The following is a 15,249-nucleotide window of genomic DNA, read 5'->3' on the forward strand; positions in this document are numbered from 1 at the left end:
TCAGCCCTCTTTCCTTCGGCTAAGCCCCAACCCAGCAACGCCAGCAATGAGTACACTGCCTAAACCAACGGTCACTGGGGTTTTGTTTGCTACCACCCAGTTCTGAACATCATCCCAGTCTGAGCTAGATTCTACGACTGGCTGATAACGGAAGTCTGCGGGCTGTAAGAATAGGCTGATGTTTTCATATTGCAGATCTGGGACTGCATTTTTGATCAAATTCCGAATCTGAGACTCTGAATTGCCTAAGTTCGCCTCCGGTGAATACTTGATGTAAACAGCCGCCGATTTGTCACTCGGTACCGTTCGCCCTGTAGACGCATTTTTGTCACTTTGAGCAATAGAGACCCGTGCACTGATGACACCATCCATACTGGATAGCGTTCTCTCTAATTGCTGCTCTTTTAAATAACTCATTTTGGCCTCTTCCTGAGCGGGAGAAGAGACAAGCTGGCCTGAAGGAAATAGCTGTTCAATACCGACATATTCAGCCTTCGGGTAACCATTTTGTCTTAATAATTCGACTGCATTAATGAATTGATCTTTTTCGATCTTGAGCGTTACCTTGCCCGTTTTTGCGTCAGTTTCTGAACTTGCGTCAATATGATTGAGCATGAGCAATGCCACCATTTGGTTGGCTTCAGACTGCGGCAGGTTCTGGTAGAGTTCGACTTTACAACCTGTCAACAGCAAAGCCATCACTAAGGCTAGCCATCTGAACTTTTTCATTGCATTGTCACCAGTTTATTAATCGATTGAGATAGGCTCCCGGCTGTTTTCGCTGCCAGATCGACTTCCACTAGCGCTCTTGTCACCATGGTTTGGCTCTGAATGGCCTGATCGGGTGAAATTCCCATTGGCGCATTGGAGTTAGGCATTGGGCCGACAATATCATTGAGCTTGGATGTTTCCTGCGTATTCTGTTGCATCAATTGACTGAACTTATCAACCATGGCTTTGTCCGGATTGATCGTCTCTGTCTGTGTCTCCAGAGCCGAATATGTTGCCTTAGCTATTGCACTCAGTTCCATGTGAACCTCCGGTTATCAATGAACAAATTTTTTGCGTGTCTGCACTTTCAGCGGTTGAGGAGTACAAAAAGCGCAGTCCTTCAGCTTGAGGGGTATCTAACCCATTAAGGGAACGAATCGCCTGAGCTCTTTTGTCCAAAGCAAAGTAGATCAAGCTTGCACAAATACGTCTATCTCCTTCATCTTCAATCAGCGATGAAAATGCATTGAGTATGCTAAGTGCTTGCTTTTCGAGTCCGTGGTTTGCGGCCGCCAACGCAGCTTCAACAAGCAGCTGTTTGTCTGAACTTTTCATATCTTCGCTATGATCCCCTGCACCATATCTTTCACGGCTTTGATCAAAGCACTCTCATACCCTAGAAAATTAGAGTATTGCTGAACCGAAAATTGAGCTTGTAGCATTTGATCAGGGTTATTCGGGTCCGCTTGTGCCATTTTTGTTTTAATGTCTTGAGCAGATTGAGCTGACATTTGGGACAATTGATTGATAATTGCATTAAGATCCATGATGACCTCCTATCTTTTACCGGCGCGTAAATCTGATGGGCTGCATTGATAACGCTTTTTGAATGCACCGATAAAATGAGAATGACTGCTAAAACCCGCATCAAAAGCGACGTCAGCTATTTTTCGATTTGTTTCTAGAATCACCTGTTTCGCATAGCTTAAGCGTTGTTCGGTCAGCCAAGCTTTGGTTGATTGACCATAATATTTGTAGAAAGCTGTATTGAGCTTTGTCACTTCCATTCCAAGTTGCTCTGCGTAGCGGGATACTGACCATTGCTCATAAAGATGCTTGTTTACGAAATCAAATACTTTGTCATTTGGGTCTGCGTATTGGTTAAGCAACTCTGAAAAATATGGTTTGTTCATCTCAAGACAGTAGGTAAAAACAAAGCGCAGCATGACTTCTTTGTTTACTTTATGAAGCTGCTGAATGACGTTAACAAGCTCATCAAAGACTGGGACAGTTTCTATTTCACCGTTGATTGTTCGTAGTCCAGTATGATTATGTGTTATCAGCTCAGTCAGTAATGGATAAACCTGACAAATTTCACCAGGATAGAAAAACACACTCATCCAATCACTGCGACTCGCTGCGTGTATTTCAGCTTCTTCTCCGATCATAACGAGCTGATTTCCCATCACCTCTGTTCGTTTTCCTTGAAAATCGATATGACCTGGCTTAAGGAACAAGACCACCTGTAATGCTTTCATATCAACGACCTTCTTTTCGTTTTGTTGTGTTTAGTCTGCTTGGATCAAGCTCAGGTAGGTATCAGGTGAACACCTGAATTCATCGTTGTAAGGTCATGAGGGGTAGCCCCTAGCTATCGATTTGTAAACCGCGTTTCTTGTATTATCTAAACTGGTCAACAGATTAGTAATATTGATCACTGCCTAAAAATCACCCCTACAAATAGATTTGTTAGTTACAAGGTTCTACAATTTGTGAATACCCTATTTTTCATAGATATAACTGCACAGGTGCCGTCGCATGTTCAATAAAAAAGTCATCAGTACACAACATCAATACGATCACCTGAAAGAAGTTACGCTACAACCGGGTGATGTGATTATTGCTAAAATGTTTCCTGGACACGCTTCAAAACCAACAGAAGTTTTGATTCCTATGATGCAAGATTCTTTCATTCATAAGAAATCTTTAGACGAGAAAGCAGGGATGCAGTTACAAGGCTCAGGAACGTCTGAACACGCTGCTTTAGCGATATCGAAAGATGAAATTGCTGAAGCGAGCGGAGAAGGTGTCGTAAGGTCTATGGCCCTAACCAGTAAACGAAAGAATGGCTGGGTTGTATTTAGATGTTCCGACAAGGTGTTAGCCAACGGCGCGAGCAAGATAGCCGCTGCTTTGTGTAAACACAATGTGAATACTAGAGACAAAGACTTCTTGTATAAAAACAATATCACCGGTGGTAAATATGACAAAATTGGCTCTATCTCATCACTTTTAAAGAAAAGAAACTTCAACTCTGGGACCAATCAGTATATTCAAGACATTCTAGATTTCGTTTATGGGATAAGTAAACGAGCTCCCAACATGTTCTGTTCAGAATTAAGTGCATCGGTATATGAGTGCGCGTCGGTCGCTCAATACGGCAAAACCTGTTTTGGCTCCGATCCAAGAGCCGTTACCCCTAAATATTTAGAGCACTTAGTTAATACAAGTAGCCTGTTTAATTTGGTCGGTAAAGTGCCGCCTAGTCCGCTATTCTCTCACACTCATATGGCGGCAATGAAATATCAATCCGCGCTCAAATTTAGACAGAGCAAGGCGTCCAAAACACTCTTGGTTTGTATGTTGGATCTCATCAAGATCGGAACGTTTGGTGAATTATTGTATTTCTATGAGGAGTGTTTTGGATTTAGAGTTAATCCCGCTTACAGGGACAGCATTGAGCCGTTTATTATCTCAGGCAACTTACGAGCAAAAAGAAGCGGCAGACTCTACAATATTGTTTTCAAAGAGATAGGTACTATGAGTTACTTTCGCCGGTAACACGAAAACGTGCTTCAATTTAATCGAGCTCTATCCTACCATGCCAGCTTTAACCTAAGGTCTTACCTGCGGGCTAAGCTGGTCATCTTTAGCTTATTTTTTCTGATAGCAAAATCTTTAATGCCAATAAAAACAATAACAATTAATAACTCAAGTCTCATTAGAATTCATGTAAACCTCTAATTCTTAAGACAATATTTGCACTCCGCCATTTCTTTCCTAACCTTAGAGCATACAACATGCAGGAGAGCCTTTATGAAGGAAATAACAACGTTAGGACTGGTGTTATTGGTGATGAATAGTGCGAATGCATCTGAGCCCAAAGATGCCTCTGATGTCACCAAAAAAGTGAATAATCAAGTCAAGCAAGAGCTGCCTTTTAACGACAAGCGTGATTTCAAAGATGCTCAAAGGGGCTTTGTTGCCAAGCAAGAAGTCGTCACAATCACGAATGAAAATGGTGATATTGTTTGGGATCTGGAAGCCTATAAAGATTACATTAGCTTAGACAAACCCTCGCCAGATACCGTCAATCCAAGTTTATGGCGCAATGCTCAGCTAAATATGATCAACGGGTTGTTTGAAGTTACTGAAGGCATTTATCAAGTTCGTGGTTATGATTTGTCAAACATCACCTTCATTAAAGGTGATACAGGCTGGATAGTCTTTGATCCGCTCATATCGCAAGAAACAGCCAAGGCGGCACTTAATTTTATTAACCAAGAACTGGGAGAAAGACCAGTAACAGGTGTCTTCTACAGCCATAGCCATATCGATCACTTCGGGGGCGTACGAGGCGTGGTGGATGAAAAAGACGTCATTTCAGGTAAGGTGCCTATTGTCGCTTCATACGGTTTTACTGAACATGCCGTCTCAGAAAATGTGATCGCGGGTAACGCTATGGGTAGGCGCGCAGTCTATATGTATGGTGCACTCCTACCAAGAAATGAAAAAGGTGGCGTAAATGGTGGTTTGGGCCAGACGACGTCAACTGGTGTTGCGACAATGATTAAACCAACGGACATCATCAAAGAAACGGGAGAGAAACGGACGATTGATGGCGTTAAAATGGTTTTTCAGTACACGCCCGGCTCAGAAGCTCCTACTGAAATGAATATCTGGTTCCCAGACAAAAAAGCGCTTTGGATGGCAGAAAACACGACCAACACGATGCACAATATTCTTACTCTGCGAGGAGCTCAAGTACGGGACGCCCTAAAGTGGTCGAGCTACCTGCAGGAAACCATTGATTTGTGGGGAGATGAAGTACAAGTCAAATTCCAAAGTCATCACTGGCCCATGTGGGGGCAAAAAGATATTGTTGAGTACTTTAAAACACAAAGAGACATGTATAAGTACACACACGATCAAACAGTACGCCTTATGAACCAAGGGTATATTGGTTCAGAAATTTCTGAAATGATCGAATTTCCGGATGAAATTGGTAATACTTGGAGTTCAAGAGGCTATTACGGCACCTTACGCCATAACAGCAGAGCTGTGTATCAGCGCTATATGGGCTGGTACAACGGCAATCCATCCGATCTAAATAACCTGCCCCCTGCCGATGCTGCAGAGAAATATGTCGAATACATGGGGGGCGAACAACAAGCGATCAAAAAAGCACAAGCAGACTTTGACAAAGGCCATTATCGCTGGGTTGCTGAGGTACTCAAACATGTTGTGTTCGCCAATCCAGAGAGTAAAAAGGGTAAAGAACTTCTAGCAGATACCTATGAACAGCTGGGTTATCAGGCAGAATCAGGCCCTTGGCGCTCAGTTTATCTACAAGGTGCGTACGAGTTAAGGAATGGCACTCCAAGCACTGGTGGGACGAATGTTGCCTCTCCAGATATCATCAAAAACATGCCGCCAGAGATGTTGTTTGATTACTTAGCCGTGCGTATTTTACCGGAAAAAGCGGCAGGTAAAACTTTATCGATGAATATCAATTTCACCGATCTCGACGAGCAATACGCACTCTATGTTGAAAACTCCGTGTTAAATCACACCAAGAAACTCGCTAAAAACCCTGGGGTCTCTCTGGCGCTAACCAAAACGACACTCGATGATGTGCAACTAGGGAAACTTACACTAGAACAAGCGATTGCCGATGGTTCTATCCAAATTGAAGGCGACCCACAACAGCTCAAAGACTTTGTTACCATGCTGGATAGCTTTAACTTTTGGTTTAATATCGTCATCCCATAGGAATCTCTTATGAAGCAGCAAATTGTCTCGTGTATTGCTTCTGTGACTCTCGGATTAGCAAGCTCAATTAGTTGGGCTTGCTCATATGATGGACTGTTTACCAACCCATTTAGCGAGAGCTACCCAGGGGCACTGGATGTATCGATTGCTACTCAGCTAGCCATCCGGTCTCAGAAGTTGCCATCAATAGAGAAAATAGAAGGCTCCGCAGGCCTACAAAGAACTCGATGGTGGCTAAACTTATTGGTCAAAGTGAATGACGATTGGCCCGAGAATACATATGTTTACGTTGTCGATCGTCGATTGTGGTCGCGAATCCGTCAGGCTGGAACTTCCATTGATATACACGTCTCTCCTCCCCCCCATGAAGCCGATGTTTGGAAGCTGTCAGAAGCGGCTCTGCATAGTTTGATCTCAAAGGCACTGACTGTAGATCAAGCAATAAACCTTGGCGTGTTAAGCAGGAGTGAGATACAAGACGACAACAAAGATTGGCATCACGACTGAGCGTTAAAATCGCCACGAACATCTGCATTAGTCGATGCTTTGTATCGACCCGCAGTACCCTTAAAAGTCGAACAACATACTCCAAAAGCGTTGTCTTGTTTCTGATGAAGTATTTCTGTGTGTCACGTATTGAGCATGAACGTTTTTCGCCGCCGATGGAGAAAGCTTAATCCCCCAAAGTGGAGAAAACTGATTGGGCACTACGGAATAGCGGACGTCAATCACACCCAGTTTGTCATTGGGATCTATGGCTAGATAACCGTCTGAAAAGCGGCTAAAGCGTTCAAGATCTTTAGCCTGTTGTGAATGCGTATCAAGCCAGGGAAGATCTCTTTCGAGGTCTATTCTGGCAATCGATTCACCGGCATAAACTTTGGTTGTTTGACCTAGCCTTACTGCATCTACATGGTAGTGATTATCCGTTTCATAAAGCACTTTCCACACCAGTAAATTGGCAAAACTCGGCTTAACCACCAATCGGTTTGGGGCGTGGTTTCGCACTTGAGCCAATTGCCACCCCTCATGATAAGCTCTTTCCTTTTGTATTACTCCTAGGGATAAGTAGGATAACCCCCAAAGCAAAGCGACTCTCGCTCCCCATGATGTCCTCTTGCGTAGCGTAACAGCAATAGCTATCAAAAGCGGTGCAGTAAAAACTGGGTCCACGATAGACACTATGTTCCATGCATATCGTTTATCAGTGACTGGCCAAAGCAATTGCGTGCCATAAGAGGTACAGGCATCTAGCAAGGCATGGGTAGCGAAGCCAAGTGCACAATACAACCAACTTTGACTAAATTTAAGCCCAAATCTTCGAGCAAACCACCAATGTAAGACCAAACTGCAAACCAAGCTACCTAGCGGTATAAATAGAAGAGAATGGGTAAATTGTCGGTGGTACTCCAGGAACAACAATGGGTCGTGAGAAGAGCGAATGAACACGTCTAGATCTGGTGACATGCCAGCGAACATACCTAAGCCACCGGCAACAAGTATGTGTTTTTTATCGCTGACCGATTGGGGTAAAGCCGCCCCTATTAGCCCTTGAGTTAACGGGTCCATCCTTTCTCTCTCCCACACGTTGCATCATAAAACCTTCGAGCTTGTTTGACTTCATATTGATTCACGCTTAATCAACACCTGGTTCACTCGGCTTATACTTTTCCTTGGTGGCTAACTCCACTTGTTGATCAATGAAGTTAAAAAAGTTGTCTTGGTTAATAAACGGGTTACTGGCGCTTCCTTCGCTCATTCTATCTCGATTGGAGAACAGGTTGTTTTTATGAGGATGATTAGACAAGTTCACCGTCACCATAGGGCTACTCTTTGCTATTTGTTTCACTCTTTTCATGCTCGCGAAATATTGCTTTACGAGCTCAGGGTTTTGGAAATTAATACCATGCCCACCGACAACAAAAGCCCGATACGCTTTTCCGTCATCTTCCACTAAAAAGTCAATCGATAAGTCGCCTTCAGTGTGCCCCGGTGTGATGTAAAACTTAAACTTTGTATTACCTAGTAAAACTTCGGATTCATCTTCAGCAAATTTGAACACACTTGGTGGAATGAACTTATTCTCACCTGTACTTTTTTGTGACTGTTTTTTTGTGAGTTCTAACCCTTTTTTTGTCATGATCACCTTAGCATTGTAGGTGGACTGAAGAAACTCTGCCCCACCGACGTGATCAGAATGCCCATGCGTAACAATAATGTGACTCACCGTTTTGTCGCCTAATCCCAATTTCCGTAGGTTTTCTGGAATCCATTTGCTATATGGAAAGTCTAGAGTGTCGATAATCACCAGACCAGATGATGTTTCTATCGCATAAGAAGACACCCATTTGTCTCCGATGTAATAGACGTTGTCGAACATCTTAAATGGCTCAATATAGCCATTTTCAACACTCATCTTAGGTATATCCGTGTGTGAAAATGTGGATGCCGAAAAAAACAAAGTGATAAGACATAGAGTTAAACGCATTCCTTTCTCCATCATGCAAATATGTACCAAACGTTCCCTCGAGTCAGCCTTTTGAAGAATATCAATAAGACTTAGGGCGCATAAGACTACCACATTTTATGAAATCATATGTCTATTTGCATATATCAGGCGGTCTGCGCTTTGGTGGGCGAAGAAAGAGAGTGCGTCGTTGCTTGCGTGAAGCCAGAAAGGTTCTTCCTAGGACTCTAATCGAAAATGGACCTGTCCGTGTCGACAGGCCCTAGAGCAAACTATATTTGATTTGTGTTCGAAGGCGACATGTTTAGATCGATACTAATCGGCAGTATCTTCAAATTTGATGCTAGTTAACAGTACGAGCTCAAGTCTTTCACACAATGACAGGCGATAACTTTTTTACATCCTCACCCGCACCACCTGAATTCATAAACGCTTCTAGTTTCAGCTTGAGATCGTTCAGTAGTTGATCTTTCTTGGCAAGTTCCTCTCTGAGCATAGCTTCGCGAAGTTTAGCAGCGTTTTGGGCAGCGAGAAGAATCGCTTGAGATTGCTCCTGCTGTTTAGCTTTCTCGCTCGCTAGATGAAGCTGTTCATCTTTGCCTTGGATTTCATGGGCAAGTTTGTTTCGTTCTTGTTTCGCTGAACTGAGTTCATCAGACAAACCAGATACTTTTTTAGACAACCCTGACAATTTGGTCGACATGTCTTCTGTTCTCATCGACATAGCAACGGACATGACTTCGTCTGTAAGTTGAGATTTTAGTTTCTGTTTATGTGCTCTGAGCTCACTGTCTGCTTTCTCTTGTCCTTTTTTGTTGTTGTCTAAGCTAAATCCGAGAGCTTTGTCTCCGGCTGCACCAACCCCAAGTTTTGCAAGTTTGGTTGTGGAGATCACACTGCCAGCGGCTCCAAGGGCTGACGGTACTGAGACAGTCCCTGCATATAGAGTACCTATCGTAAGGCCTAATCTAAGTAGTGCAGAGTTTGCTTTTGCCCAATACTGTGCTTTATCATCACTCATCCCCATCTTTTCAAGCAGTTTATAAGTAAGATTTGAAATGGTATCCGCCCCCATTTTAAGCCCTTCACCTCCATGCGCCTTACTGTACCAATTGGCGGCAGCACAGCCAGCATCAGAAACTGCCAATGCGAACGCGACGCCAGCGGCTGCAACAAGCGGAACACCAAGCCCACCACTGAAAACCGTAGCTGCGATAGCAAGCCCTAAACCAATTCCCGCGATTGCAACATTGAACAGCTCTTTAAAAAAGGTGCTTTTTGCGACGTCCACCCCTGCTTTTTGTGCCTGATCGTAAAGGCGGGTTGAGTTTTCGATTAACTGTTTCGATTCTGTTGTTGAGGTTTTATGTGTACTTAAATAGTGGCTTTGCGCTGGTGTAACTGCAAGGTCCAAATGGTTAACCGTATTCATCTGGTCTTTGAGTGGCACCTGTGAAATATCGAACTTTCTTGCTTCAAGTTTTGATGTCGACTTCGGCATTTCTAAATCTAAATAGCTGAGGTTTGCCAGTTGCTGGGCAGAAATCTCTGTTGGCATGTAAGCTCTCCTAATACGAGTTAATCAGTAATGTCATCAAGTAACGATTGTGCAATTGCACGAATCTCGGGTTGCTCAGGGGGAATGTAACTTTGTTCGATACTGGTTTGTAATGCATCAATAGCTTCAAGTTGTTTTTTCAGTGATAAATAACACTGCCCTATTCTGAAGGTAACGCCAGCGTCACAGGCATTCATCAAAGTGGCATACCCATAAAAGGTCAATGCATGTTCAAATTGATCTAGAGCGTGAAGAGTGGAAGCCATACCGAACATGTATTCACGACGCCAAGGATTATTCATTACCAGATAGGTAAAATGAGTCAGAGCTCCGGACATATCTTGTTCTTGATATCGCTCCAGAGCACTTTGATAGGCCTGTTCTAATTCTGATTGTTTCACACCATTGAGCTGCGCCAGAGTTTTATGACCGCTGACTACATCCTGAATGGATTCTGCGACTTGATTGATGTCGACTGGCAGGAAATTTGTGTTTGTCATGAGATACTCCATCATCTGCAGAGCACCTAAGAACGGCACTCTGCACTAGGTTTATGTAAAGAAGAGATCAGTTATGGACAGCTGACGCAATACGACCGTGAAGTTCAACTAACTCTTTGACCAGTGAACGCATCTGCTCTGATATTTGACGTGCTTTATCACTCAGTTCATTGACATTCTTGGCATAATTCTGAGCGTTCAACGCTTTGAATTCACCATCCACTTTTTCCATTTCAGCGTCCTTGGAAATTGACGCCGATACCATGGAGCCTGCACCATCAACGCCTTTGCCCAATGCTTGACCGAGATGGGTGGCTCCTTCACCAAACTTACTCGTTGCACCAACGCCAACCATGCCAATAGCACCTGACAAAATTTGTAGCCCGCCAGACCATGCAGCAGACTCAAACGCACTTTTGATTGCGTCACGTTTAGTGTCCATCGACGCTTTTTGCACATCCCAACCTAACAGTTGTTGTTTTTGGTTGTATTCCTGGAGCACATTGCGCAGTTTCTTGAAGATCTCAGCCAGTTTTATGATCAGCTCGTTGAGCTGTGAGATCGCATCCATTGCTTCACTTCCAGAAACATCTAAATCATAACCCGCGTGACTTGACGCATTCACTGGAGCATTGTTTGATACTTGTACTTCACTCATAACTTCCCCCTTAGCTACACTGCTGACGTAGCAATGCGTGCTTGTAACATACCCGTTTCATTGATGACTTTGCTTGCACCGTCTAAAGTGTCCCCTTGTTTATCCACCAAATCTTTGATGGTTTTGGATTGCTGCTCTTTAGCTTTGTCGTACCAGTCGTAGCAGAACTCCATTAGGTTTTGCTTGAGGATCAACTCTTCAATTTGTTTTTGAAGTTTCGCTTTCTCTTCAGTCACGATACCGCTAGTAATAGCTTTTCCAGAACCCGCTGAAGCGCGAAGTAGATCAAGTGAGGTGTAGGTACATGCTTTAATGACGGTTTTGATAACTTCATTGCGCACCATAGTCGTCACTTGTTTGGTGATCTCCTGAGCAGTGATCTGAGCCCCTTTCTCGATGGCAGCAGTCGCTGCTTTTTCTACCGATTTAGTCACGATTTGCTGTATCGCTTCTTCGCTGAACGCTTTGCCCAGAGACTTAGCAATTTGACCGCCGCGCTCTGCCACTTGCTCTACGCCCTTACTGACACCACTCATTAATTGTTTGCTAACCTGCTCTGCGACTTGCTCAGAGACTTGTTTACCCACTTGCTGCGCGATATTGGTTACTTCTTGTGCAGAGCCTTTACCTATGCTTTCGACTAGTTTCGGGGCCGCCTCTTTCATGGCGGTTTCAGTGCCTTTGGCAATCGAGCGTGTGGCTGAAATGGCTCGACCTGCCTGGAAGATATCTAAGGCCATGCCGACAATTTCTGCACCTAGCTGAACTTTTCCCGCCACATCAATAACTTGCTGGCACTTCTCTTTATCCGCCCCGCAAAGAATCGCCGTTTCTGCAGCGGCTTTGACCATGCCAGCAATGCCTGCTGTGAGGTAAGCTGCACCACTGGCCATATCCAATGCCCCGCCAGCCACATCTCCAACGGCTATCCGCGCAGCGCCTTCAATCAACTTGAATACGCCGACAACTGCTTCCACCGCTCCAACAATCCAGTCGAAGATCGCACCGAAAATGCCGCCTTTATGGGCTTTCTCAGATTGTTCTATTCGCTTAGCGAGTTGCTCCTGAAACTCTTTGACTTGCTGATCACGCAGTACGGCTTGAGTATCCGTCATCAGTCTACTGGCTTTAGCAGCGGCATTCGCTGTGTCGCCAAAGGTTTTAAGTCCTAGGTTAGCAGCCATGAGAACCATATCATTCATGGAAGCTTTTTCTAGCTGACTAACTGTGACGTTGTCACCTTTATGAAAAGCAGATAGTACACGCTGTAATGCCTGACTTGCTGCGTCTGAGCTAACCACACGCGTTTTTGTTTCGCGGTCAATGACATCAACAAGACCACCAGGTGTTCCAGATGAAGGCATACGCGCCTTGGTTTCGTTACTTTTATCAAGATGCTCAGTTTCCGATGTGCCCGTTACTGGCATTTGGGTATTGAAGCTAACACTAGTCATGGTGAACCTCCTGAGTAAATTGAGCTAAAGCTTTGTTCGCTTTCTCTGCTATCTCGTCCCACACTCCGTCAGGGTGACAGTCGCATACACGCAATGCCGCTTGGTAGGATTTCATCGCATATTCTTTATTGCCTACGGCTAGGTAATTGTTACCTGCAAAGTAGGGACAGCGAGGGTCTTCTACTTTGACAATACCAGCACGACCAAAACAGAAAATCGCTTCTTCATATTGTTTGAGTTGCTGGCAACATGTTCCTAGTGCAAAGAAGTATTCAAAGTTCCATTGGTCAATTTTCATTAATAGGTAAAAGATCCGTTTCGCACCTTGGTAATCACCATAGTTCATAAGTTGAGTACCATACTGATACAGAAGGTCGAGATCTTTCTGTTCTACGTCTGCCAGCATTTTGAGTGATCCACCCTGCTGCAAGAATGACTGCAAGGTTTCAAAGTCTTTCTCTACCATAACGACCCCTTATCTAATGTTTTGTGCAATGGACTTATTCATCTCTGCTAGCATAGTTTGCATGCTGTTCAGCAGACTCACGGTCACGTTGTAGGTTTGCATGATTTTTTGCAGCTGAAGTTGTGACTGAGAAACAAAGTCAGATGCACGGTTAGATACAGTATCAAGTGCTGTTTTGACCGCTTTTAGTTTACCTTGATCAAGACCACCCGATGCTTGTAGGGTATCGGCGATGTGCTGCATGTGTGCCTTGCTAATACGCTGGCCAGACATATAGCCTACTTCAGGCAAACTCCAGATATAATCACATGCCCGCTTTCCATCAACCTTAATACCGTGTTGATCCATGTAAGTGACAACATCCTGCCAACTGTATGACTGCATGCCTTCTGGACCACATGCGTTAATCTTTGCTTTGAGTTTTTCGAGATATTTTGCTGATGGATCATTGGTTTTGAGATACTCGCTAATAGACATACCATCAACCGAGAAGCCATTGTCCTGCATATACTTGACGACTTCAGGTGGTAATTGACCCGTTGCTTTGTCACCCTCTTTTGCAACTCTGGCAATCACTTCGTCAACGCGGTTAGCCATGTCTTGAGCGGTGCGAGATACATCCGCTTTTGCTTGCATCTGTCCATACTTAGCATCGGCTAATTCAGACAAAAGATTCATGAATAAATACAATACCGCTACGCCACCCGACAATACGCTATCGCCTTTAATCGCATTTTCTATTTCAACTTTGTCATTTTCTTTAGACAAAGGAGCGCTCACGCTGTTATCAATTTGAAGCATAACAACTCCTTTTTAATAAATTATTGAACAGATTTACATTAATAATAATTAACGGATATTCTGGGCAATAGACTTATTCATTTCAGCCAACATAGTTTGCATGCTATTTAAAAGACTGACGGTCACGTTGTATGTCTGCATTAATTTTTGTAATTGAAGTTGCGATTGCGAAACAAAGTCCGATGCTCGATTTGATACGGTTTCTAACGAAGCCTTGACCGCTTTTAGTTTACCCTGATCAAGATTATTACCATTTTCTTGGAGATATTTGTCGATCGATTTTCCATCGACAGTAAAACCGTTATCTTTCATGTAGGTCACAACATCCGAAGGCAGAGTTCGCGTTGCTTTATCGCCCTCTTTTGCAGCTTCCGCCACTTTTTCGTCAACCCGGTTTGCCATATCCTGTGCAGTGCGTGACACTTCTGATTTTTTCTGCATCTGAGAATATTTTGCATCGGCCATTTCAGACAATAAGTTCATGAACATATAAAGAACCGCAATACCACCAGAAAGCACCGAGTCCCCCCTTGCTGCGATGGTATTTTGAATATCTTCACTTTGTTGAGAGTTGATGATGCTAGTACCTTGAGTACCTGATGTATCATTAAGATTAACAGCCATAATATTTTCCTCGTATAGATAGGTTTACTACTACAAGCTGGGTTCTAAATTGGAAAGTCACCATTTAGCATCTCAGTTTGTAGTCCCATATTACCGCTGGTATCTTTTTTTTATTTCAAATATCAAAAAATCATCATTAAAGGTGGTTTGACCAGTTTATTAAAATGTATTTTAAATATCTAAAATTATAATAGAATCAACCATGTTCCTACATAAAGTCATGCCAATCGTAAAACCTATTGTCGTACCCTGCAGACTTTAATTCCAACTGTACTTATAACGAATCTGCGTATAAAAAAACCGGTACAACAATTTCGCTATACCGGTAAGGGACCATAATGGTCATTGACGAATAAATAAGACTTTTGAAATCTACATGTATTTCTTGAGCACTCTTTTCTTTGGCTTAGATGGCTCTGGCTTTTGAACATCAGAGTCACCAAGGGTTTTGAACCCATCTTCTAACCGTTTGAAATTGTCTTCCAGCTGAGTCACTTTCGACATGATGGCTTGCTGGGAGTGGTTAAAACCTTGGGGAAATGCCTGATTCAGCTTTTCTAGTTTCCTACGAGCCTCAGGATCATGCGCTGATTTTTCCACCAGGACCTGAATTTCACTCTGCAATTGCTCAAATTCTTTCATCTGTTCTGCAAGCATACTACGACGGCTGTTTAGATCATCCATTACGGATTTAATGTCGTTGAAGGTATCCATAGTTTTCTCCGGTTTACAAAATAATACATAAAGTAGGTGATGTATTTTTTACTGGTAGCGCTTTGCCAAAATACTGATCACATCCTGAGCGGCGTCAATCGCCTGATAAAGACTCTCTGAGGCAGGGCTGTTGCCCTTATTCAATTCACGACGTGCATTTTTCAACTGCACAATAAAGTCGTCCTTTGTGTTCGGTTCTCGTTTTAGTGTCGATTCAAGTTGAGTAATTCGCGCCATAACGCCT

At 43.5% G+C, this 15,249-nt stretch carries 19 protein-coding genes; 3 read left to right on the top strand and 16 right to left on the bottom strand.

What is annotated here, in order from left to right; genetic code table 11:
• Genes sctJ through OH455_RS00090 form a run of 5 tightly spaced genes read right to left on the bottom strand, consistent with a single transcriptional unit; the run spans window position 1 to window position 2,249 of the window.
• Entirely contained in the window at window positions 1-729 is a 729-nt protein-coding gene (sctJ, locus tag OH455_RS00070; RefSeq protein WP_269979873.1) for a type III secretion system inner membrane ring lipoprotein SctJ, read from the bottom strand.
• A complete protein-coding gene (gene sctI, locus OH455_RS00075) occupies window positions 726-1,031 on the bottom strand; it encodes a type III secretion system inner rod subunit SctI (protein WP_045973542.1) in 306 nt (101 codons plus the stop codon). Before sctI ends, sctJ begins: the two co-directional genes overlap by 4 nt.
• On the bottom strand, window positions 1,009-1,326 hold the full coding sequence (locus OH455_RS00080) for an EscG/YscG/SsaH family type III secretion system needle protein co-chaperone (RefSeq protein ID WP_045973543.1): 318 nt from the start codon (window positions 1,324-1,326) through the stop codon (window positions 1,009-1,011). The genes sctI and OH455_RS00080 overlap by 23 nt, the downstream gene beginning before the upstream one ends.
• Entirely contained in the window at window positions 1,323-1,538 is a 216-nt protein-coding gene (sctF, locus tag OH455_RS00085; RefSeq protein WP_006962223.1) for a type III secretion system needle filament subunit SctF, read from the bottom strand. Before sctF ends, OH455_RS00080 begins: the two co-directional genes overlap by 4 nt.
• A gap of 9 nt (window positions 1,539-1,547) precedes the next feature.
• The gene (locus OH455_RS00090) at window positions 1,548-2,249 is read right to left on the bottom strand and encodes a helix-turn-helix transcriptional regulator (protein ID WP_269979874.1); all 702 of its coding nucleotides are present in this window, start codon (window positions 2,247-2,249) and stop codon (window positions 1,548-1,550) included.
• A gap of 280 nt (window positions 2,250-2,529) precedes the next feature.
• On the opposite strand from OH455_RS00090, the gene OH455_RS00095 reads away from it, so the two are divergent.
• From OH455_RS00095 to OH455_RS00105, 3 genes are all read left to right on the top strand, one after another.
• Window positions 2,530-3,552 carry a hypothetical protein gene (locus OH455_RS00095; protein WP_045973545.1) on the top strand — a complete coding sequence of 341 codons (1,023 nt, stop codon included), beginning with the start codon at window positions 2,530-2,532 and terminating at the stop codon, window positions 3,550-3,552.
• Between the two features lie 255 nt (window positions 3,553-3,807).
• Window positions 3,808-5,763, top strand: a complete 1,956-nt coding sequence (locus tag OH455_RS00100; RefSeq protein WP_269979875.1) for an alkyl/aryl-sulfatase — start codon at window positions 3,808-3,810, stop codon at window positions 5,761-5,763.
• Between the two features lie 9 nt (window positions 5,764-5,772).
• Window positions 5,773-6,270, top strand: coding sequence for a hypothetical protein (locus OH455_RS00105; RefSeq protein WP_269979876.1), 498 nt, complete (start codon window positions 5,773-5,775; stop codon window positions 6,268-6,270).
• Between the two features lie 60 nt (window positions 6,271-6,330).
• Here the strand turns inward: OH455_RS00105 and OH455_RS00110 are convergent, their stop codons facing one another.
• The 11 genes from OH455_RS00110 to OH455_RS00160 form a co-directional block, all read right to left on the bottom strand.
• On the bottom strand, window positions 6,331-7,332 hold the full coding sequence (locus OH455_RS00110; RefSeq protein WP_269979877.1) for a metal-dependent hydrolase: 1,002 nt from the start codon (window positions 7,330-7,332) through the stop codon (window positions 6,331-6,333).
• Between the two features lie 67 nt (window positions 7,333-7,399).
• Window positions 7,400-8,251 carry an MBL fold metallo-hydrolase gene (locus OH455_RS00115; RefSeq protein WP_269979878.1) on the bottom strand — a complete coding sequence of 284 codons (852 nt, stop codon included), beginning with the start codon at window positions 8,249-8,251 and terminating at the stop codon, window positions 7,400-7,402.
• A 349-nt stretch (window positions 8,252-8,600) separates the two neighbouring features.
• Window positions 8,601-9,788, bottom strand: a complete 1,188-nt coding sequence (locus OH455_RS00120) for a hypothetical protein (protein WP_269979879.1) — start codon at window positions 9,786-9,788, stop codon at window positions 8,601-8,603.
• Between the two features lie 20 nt (window positions 9,789-9,808).
• Window positions 9,809-10,288, bottom strand: coding sequence for a type III secretion protein (locus tag OH455_RS00125; protein ID WP_269979880.1), 480 nt, complete (start codon window positions 10,286-10,288; stop codon window positions 9,809-9,811).
• Window positions 10,289-10,355: 67 nt separating this feature from the next.
• Window positions 10,356-10,946, bottom strand: coding sequence for a pathogenicity island effector protein (locus tag OH455_RS00130; protein ID WP_045973565.1), 591 nt, complete (start codon window positions 10,944-10,946; stop codon window positions 10,356-10,358).
• A gap of 14 nt (window positions 10,947-10,960) precedes the next feature.
• Complete coding sequence (locus OH455_RS00135) at window positions 10,961-12,400, bottom strand: type III secretion system translocon protein (protein ID WP_269979881.1); 1,440 nt, start codon at window positions 12,398-12,400, stop codon at window positions 10,961-10,963.
• A complete protein-coding gene (locus OH455_RS00140; protein ID WP_269979882.1) occupies window positions 12,393-12,866 on the bottom strand; it encodes a SycD/LcrH family type III secretion system chaperone in 474 nt (157 codons plus the stop codon). Before OH455_RS00140 ends, OH455_RS00135 begins: the two co-directional genes overlap by 8 nt.
• Window positions 12,867-12,875: 9 nt before the next feature.
• Window positions 12,876-13,667 carry a secretion protein EspA gene (locus tag OH455_RS00145; protein ID WP_269979883.1) on the bottom strand — a complete coding sequence of 264 codons (792 nt, stop codon included), beginning with the start codon at window positions 13,665-13,667 and terminating at the stop codon, window positions 12,876-12,878.
• Between the two features lie 48 nt (window positions 13,668-13,715).
• Window positions 13,716-14,291 carry a secretion protein EspA gene (locus OH455_RS00150; protein ID WP_269979884.1) on the bottom strand — a complete coding sequence of 192 codons (576 nt, stop codon included), beginning with the start codon at window positions 14,289-14,291 and terminating at the stop codon, window positions 13,716-13,718.
• Between the two features lie 372 nt (window positions 14,292-14,663).
• A complete protein-coding gene (locus OH455_RS00155; protein WP_206368829.1) occupies window positions 14,664-15,005 on the bottom strand; it encodes a hypothetical protein in 342 nt (113 codons plus the stop codon).
• Between the two features lie 48 nt (window positions 15,006-15,053).
• On the bottom strand, window positions 15,054-15,242 hold the full coding sequence (locus OH455_RS00160) for an EscE/YscE/SsaE family type III secretion system needle protein co-chaperone (RefSeq protein ID WP_045973577.1): 189 nt from the start codon (window positions 15,240-15,242) through the stop codon (window positions 15,054-15,056).
• Between the last annotated feature and the right edge of the window lie 7 nt (window positions 15,243-15,249).

Origin of the sequence: Vibrio sp. T11.5 (genome assembly GCF_027587155.1) — a bacterium.
In the GTDB taxonomy this organism is placed as follows: Bacteria; Pseudomonadota; Gammaproteobacteria; order Enterobacterales; family Vibrionaceae; genus Vibrio; species Vibrio neptunius.

What these genes read in the sequence shown, in the direction of transcription:
- sctI (WP_045973542.1), bottom strand. Translation starts at nt 1,031, where the DNA reads ATGGAACTGAGTGCAATAGCTAAGGCAACATATTCGGCTCTGGAGACA.
- OH455_RS00155 (WP_206368829.1), bottom strand. Translation starts at nt 15,005, where the DNA reads ATGGATACCTTCAACGACATTAAATCCGTAATGGATGATCTAAACAGC.
- OH455_RS00120 (WP_269979879.1), bottom strand. Translation starts at nt 9,788, where the DNA reads ATGCCAACAGAGATTTCTGCCCAGCAACTGGCAAACCTCAGCTATTTA.
- sctF (WP_006962223.1), bottom strand. Translation starts at nt 1,538, where the DNA reads ATGGATCTTAATGCAATTATCAATCAATTGTCCCAAATGTCAGCTCAA.
- OH455_RS00130 (WP_045973565.1), bottom strand. Translation starts at nt 10,946, where the DNA reads ATGAGTGAAGTACAAGTATCAAACAATGCTCCAGTGAATGCGTCAAGT.
- OH455_RS00145 (WP_269979883.1), bottom strand. Translation starts at nt 13,667, where the DNA reads ATGCTTCAAATTGATAACAGCGTGAGCGCTCCTTTGTCTAAAGAAAAT.
- OH455_RS00110 (WP_269979877.1), bottom strand. Translation starts at nt 7,332, where the DNA reads ATGGACCCGTTAACTCAAGGGCTAATAGGGGCGGCTTTACCCCAATCG.
- OH455_RS00080 (WP_045973543.1), bottom strand. Translation starts at nt 1,326, where the DNA reads ATGAAAAGTTCAGACAAACAGCTGCTTGTTGAAGCTGCGTTGGCGGCC.
- OH455_RS00135 (WP_269979881.1), bottom strand. Translation starts at nt 12,400, where the DNA reads ATGACTAGTGTTAGCTTCAATACCCAAATGCCAGTAACGGGCACATCG.
- OH455_RS00095 (WP_045973545.1), top strand. Translation starts at nt 2,530, where the DNA reads ATGTTCAATAAAAAAGTCATCAGTACACAACATCAATACGATCACCTG.
- OH455_RS00150 (WP_269979884.1), bottom strand. Translation starts at nt 14,291, where the DNA reads ATGGCTGTTAATCTTAATGATACATCAGGTACTCAAGGTACTAGCATC.
- sctJ (WP_269979873.1), bottom strand. Translation starts at nt 729, where the DNA reads ATGAAAAAGTTCAGATGGCTAGCCTTAGTGATGGCTTTGCTGTTGACA.
- OH455_RS00105 (WP_269979876.1), top strand. Translation starts at nt 5,773, where the DNA reads ATGAAGCAGCAAATTGTCTCGTGTATTGCTTCTGTGACTCTCGGATTA.
- OH455_RS00100 (WP_269979875.1), top strand. Translation starts at nt 3,808, where the DNA reads ATGAAGGAAATAACAACGTTAGGACTGGTGTTATTGGTGATGAATAGT.
- OH455_RS00125 (WP_269979880.1), bottom strand. Translation starts at nt 10,288, where the DNA reads ATGACAAACACAAATTTCCTGCCAGTCGACATCAATCAAGTCGCAGAA.
- OH455_RS00115 (WP_269979878.1), bottom strand. Translation starts at nt 8,251, where the DNA reads ATGCGTTTAACTCTATGTCTTATCACTTTGTTTTTTTCGGCATCCACA.
- OH455_RS00090 (WP_269979874.1), bottom strand. Translation starts at nt 2,249, where the DNA reads ATGAAAGCATTACAGGTGGTCTTGTTCCTTAAGCCAGGTCATATCGAT.
- OH455_RS00140 (WP_269979882.1), bottom strand. Translation starts at nt 12,866, where the DNA reads ATGGTAGAGAAAGACTTTGAAACCTTGCAGTCATTCTTGCAGCAGGGT.
- OH455_RS00160 (WP_045973577.1), bottom strand. Translation starts at nt 15,242, where the DNA reads ATGGCGCGAATTACTCAACTTGAATCGACACTAAAACGAGAACCGAAC.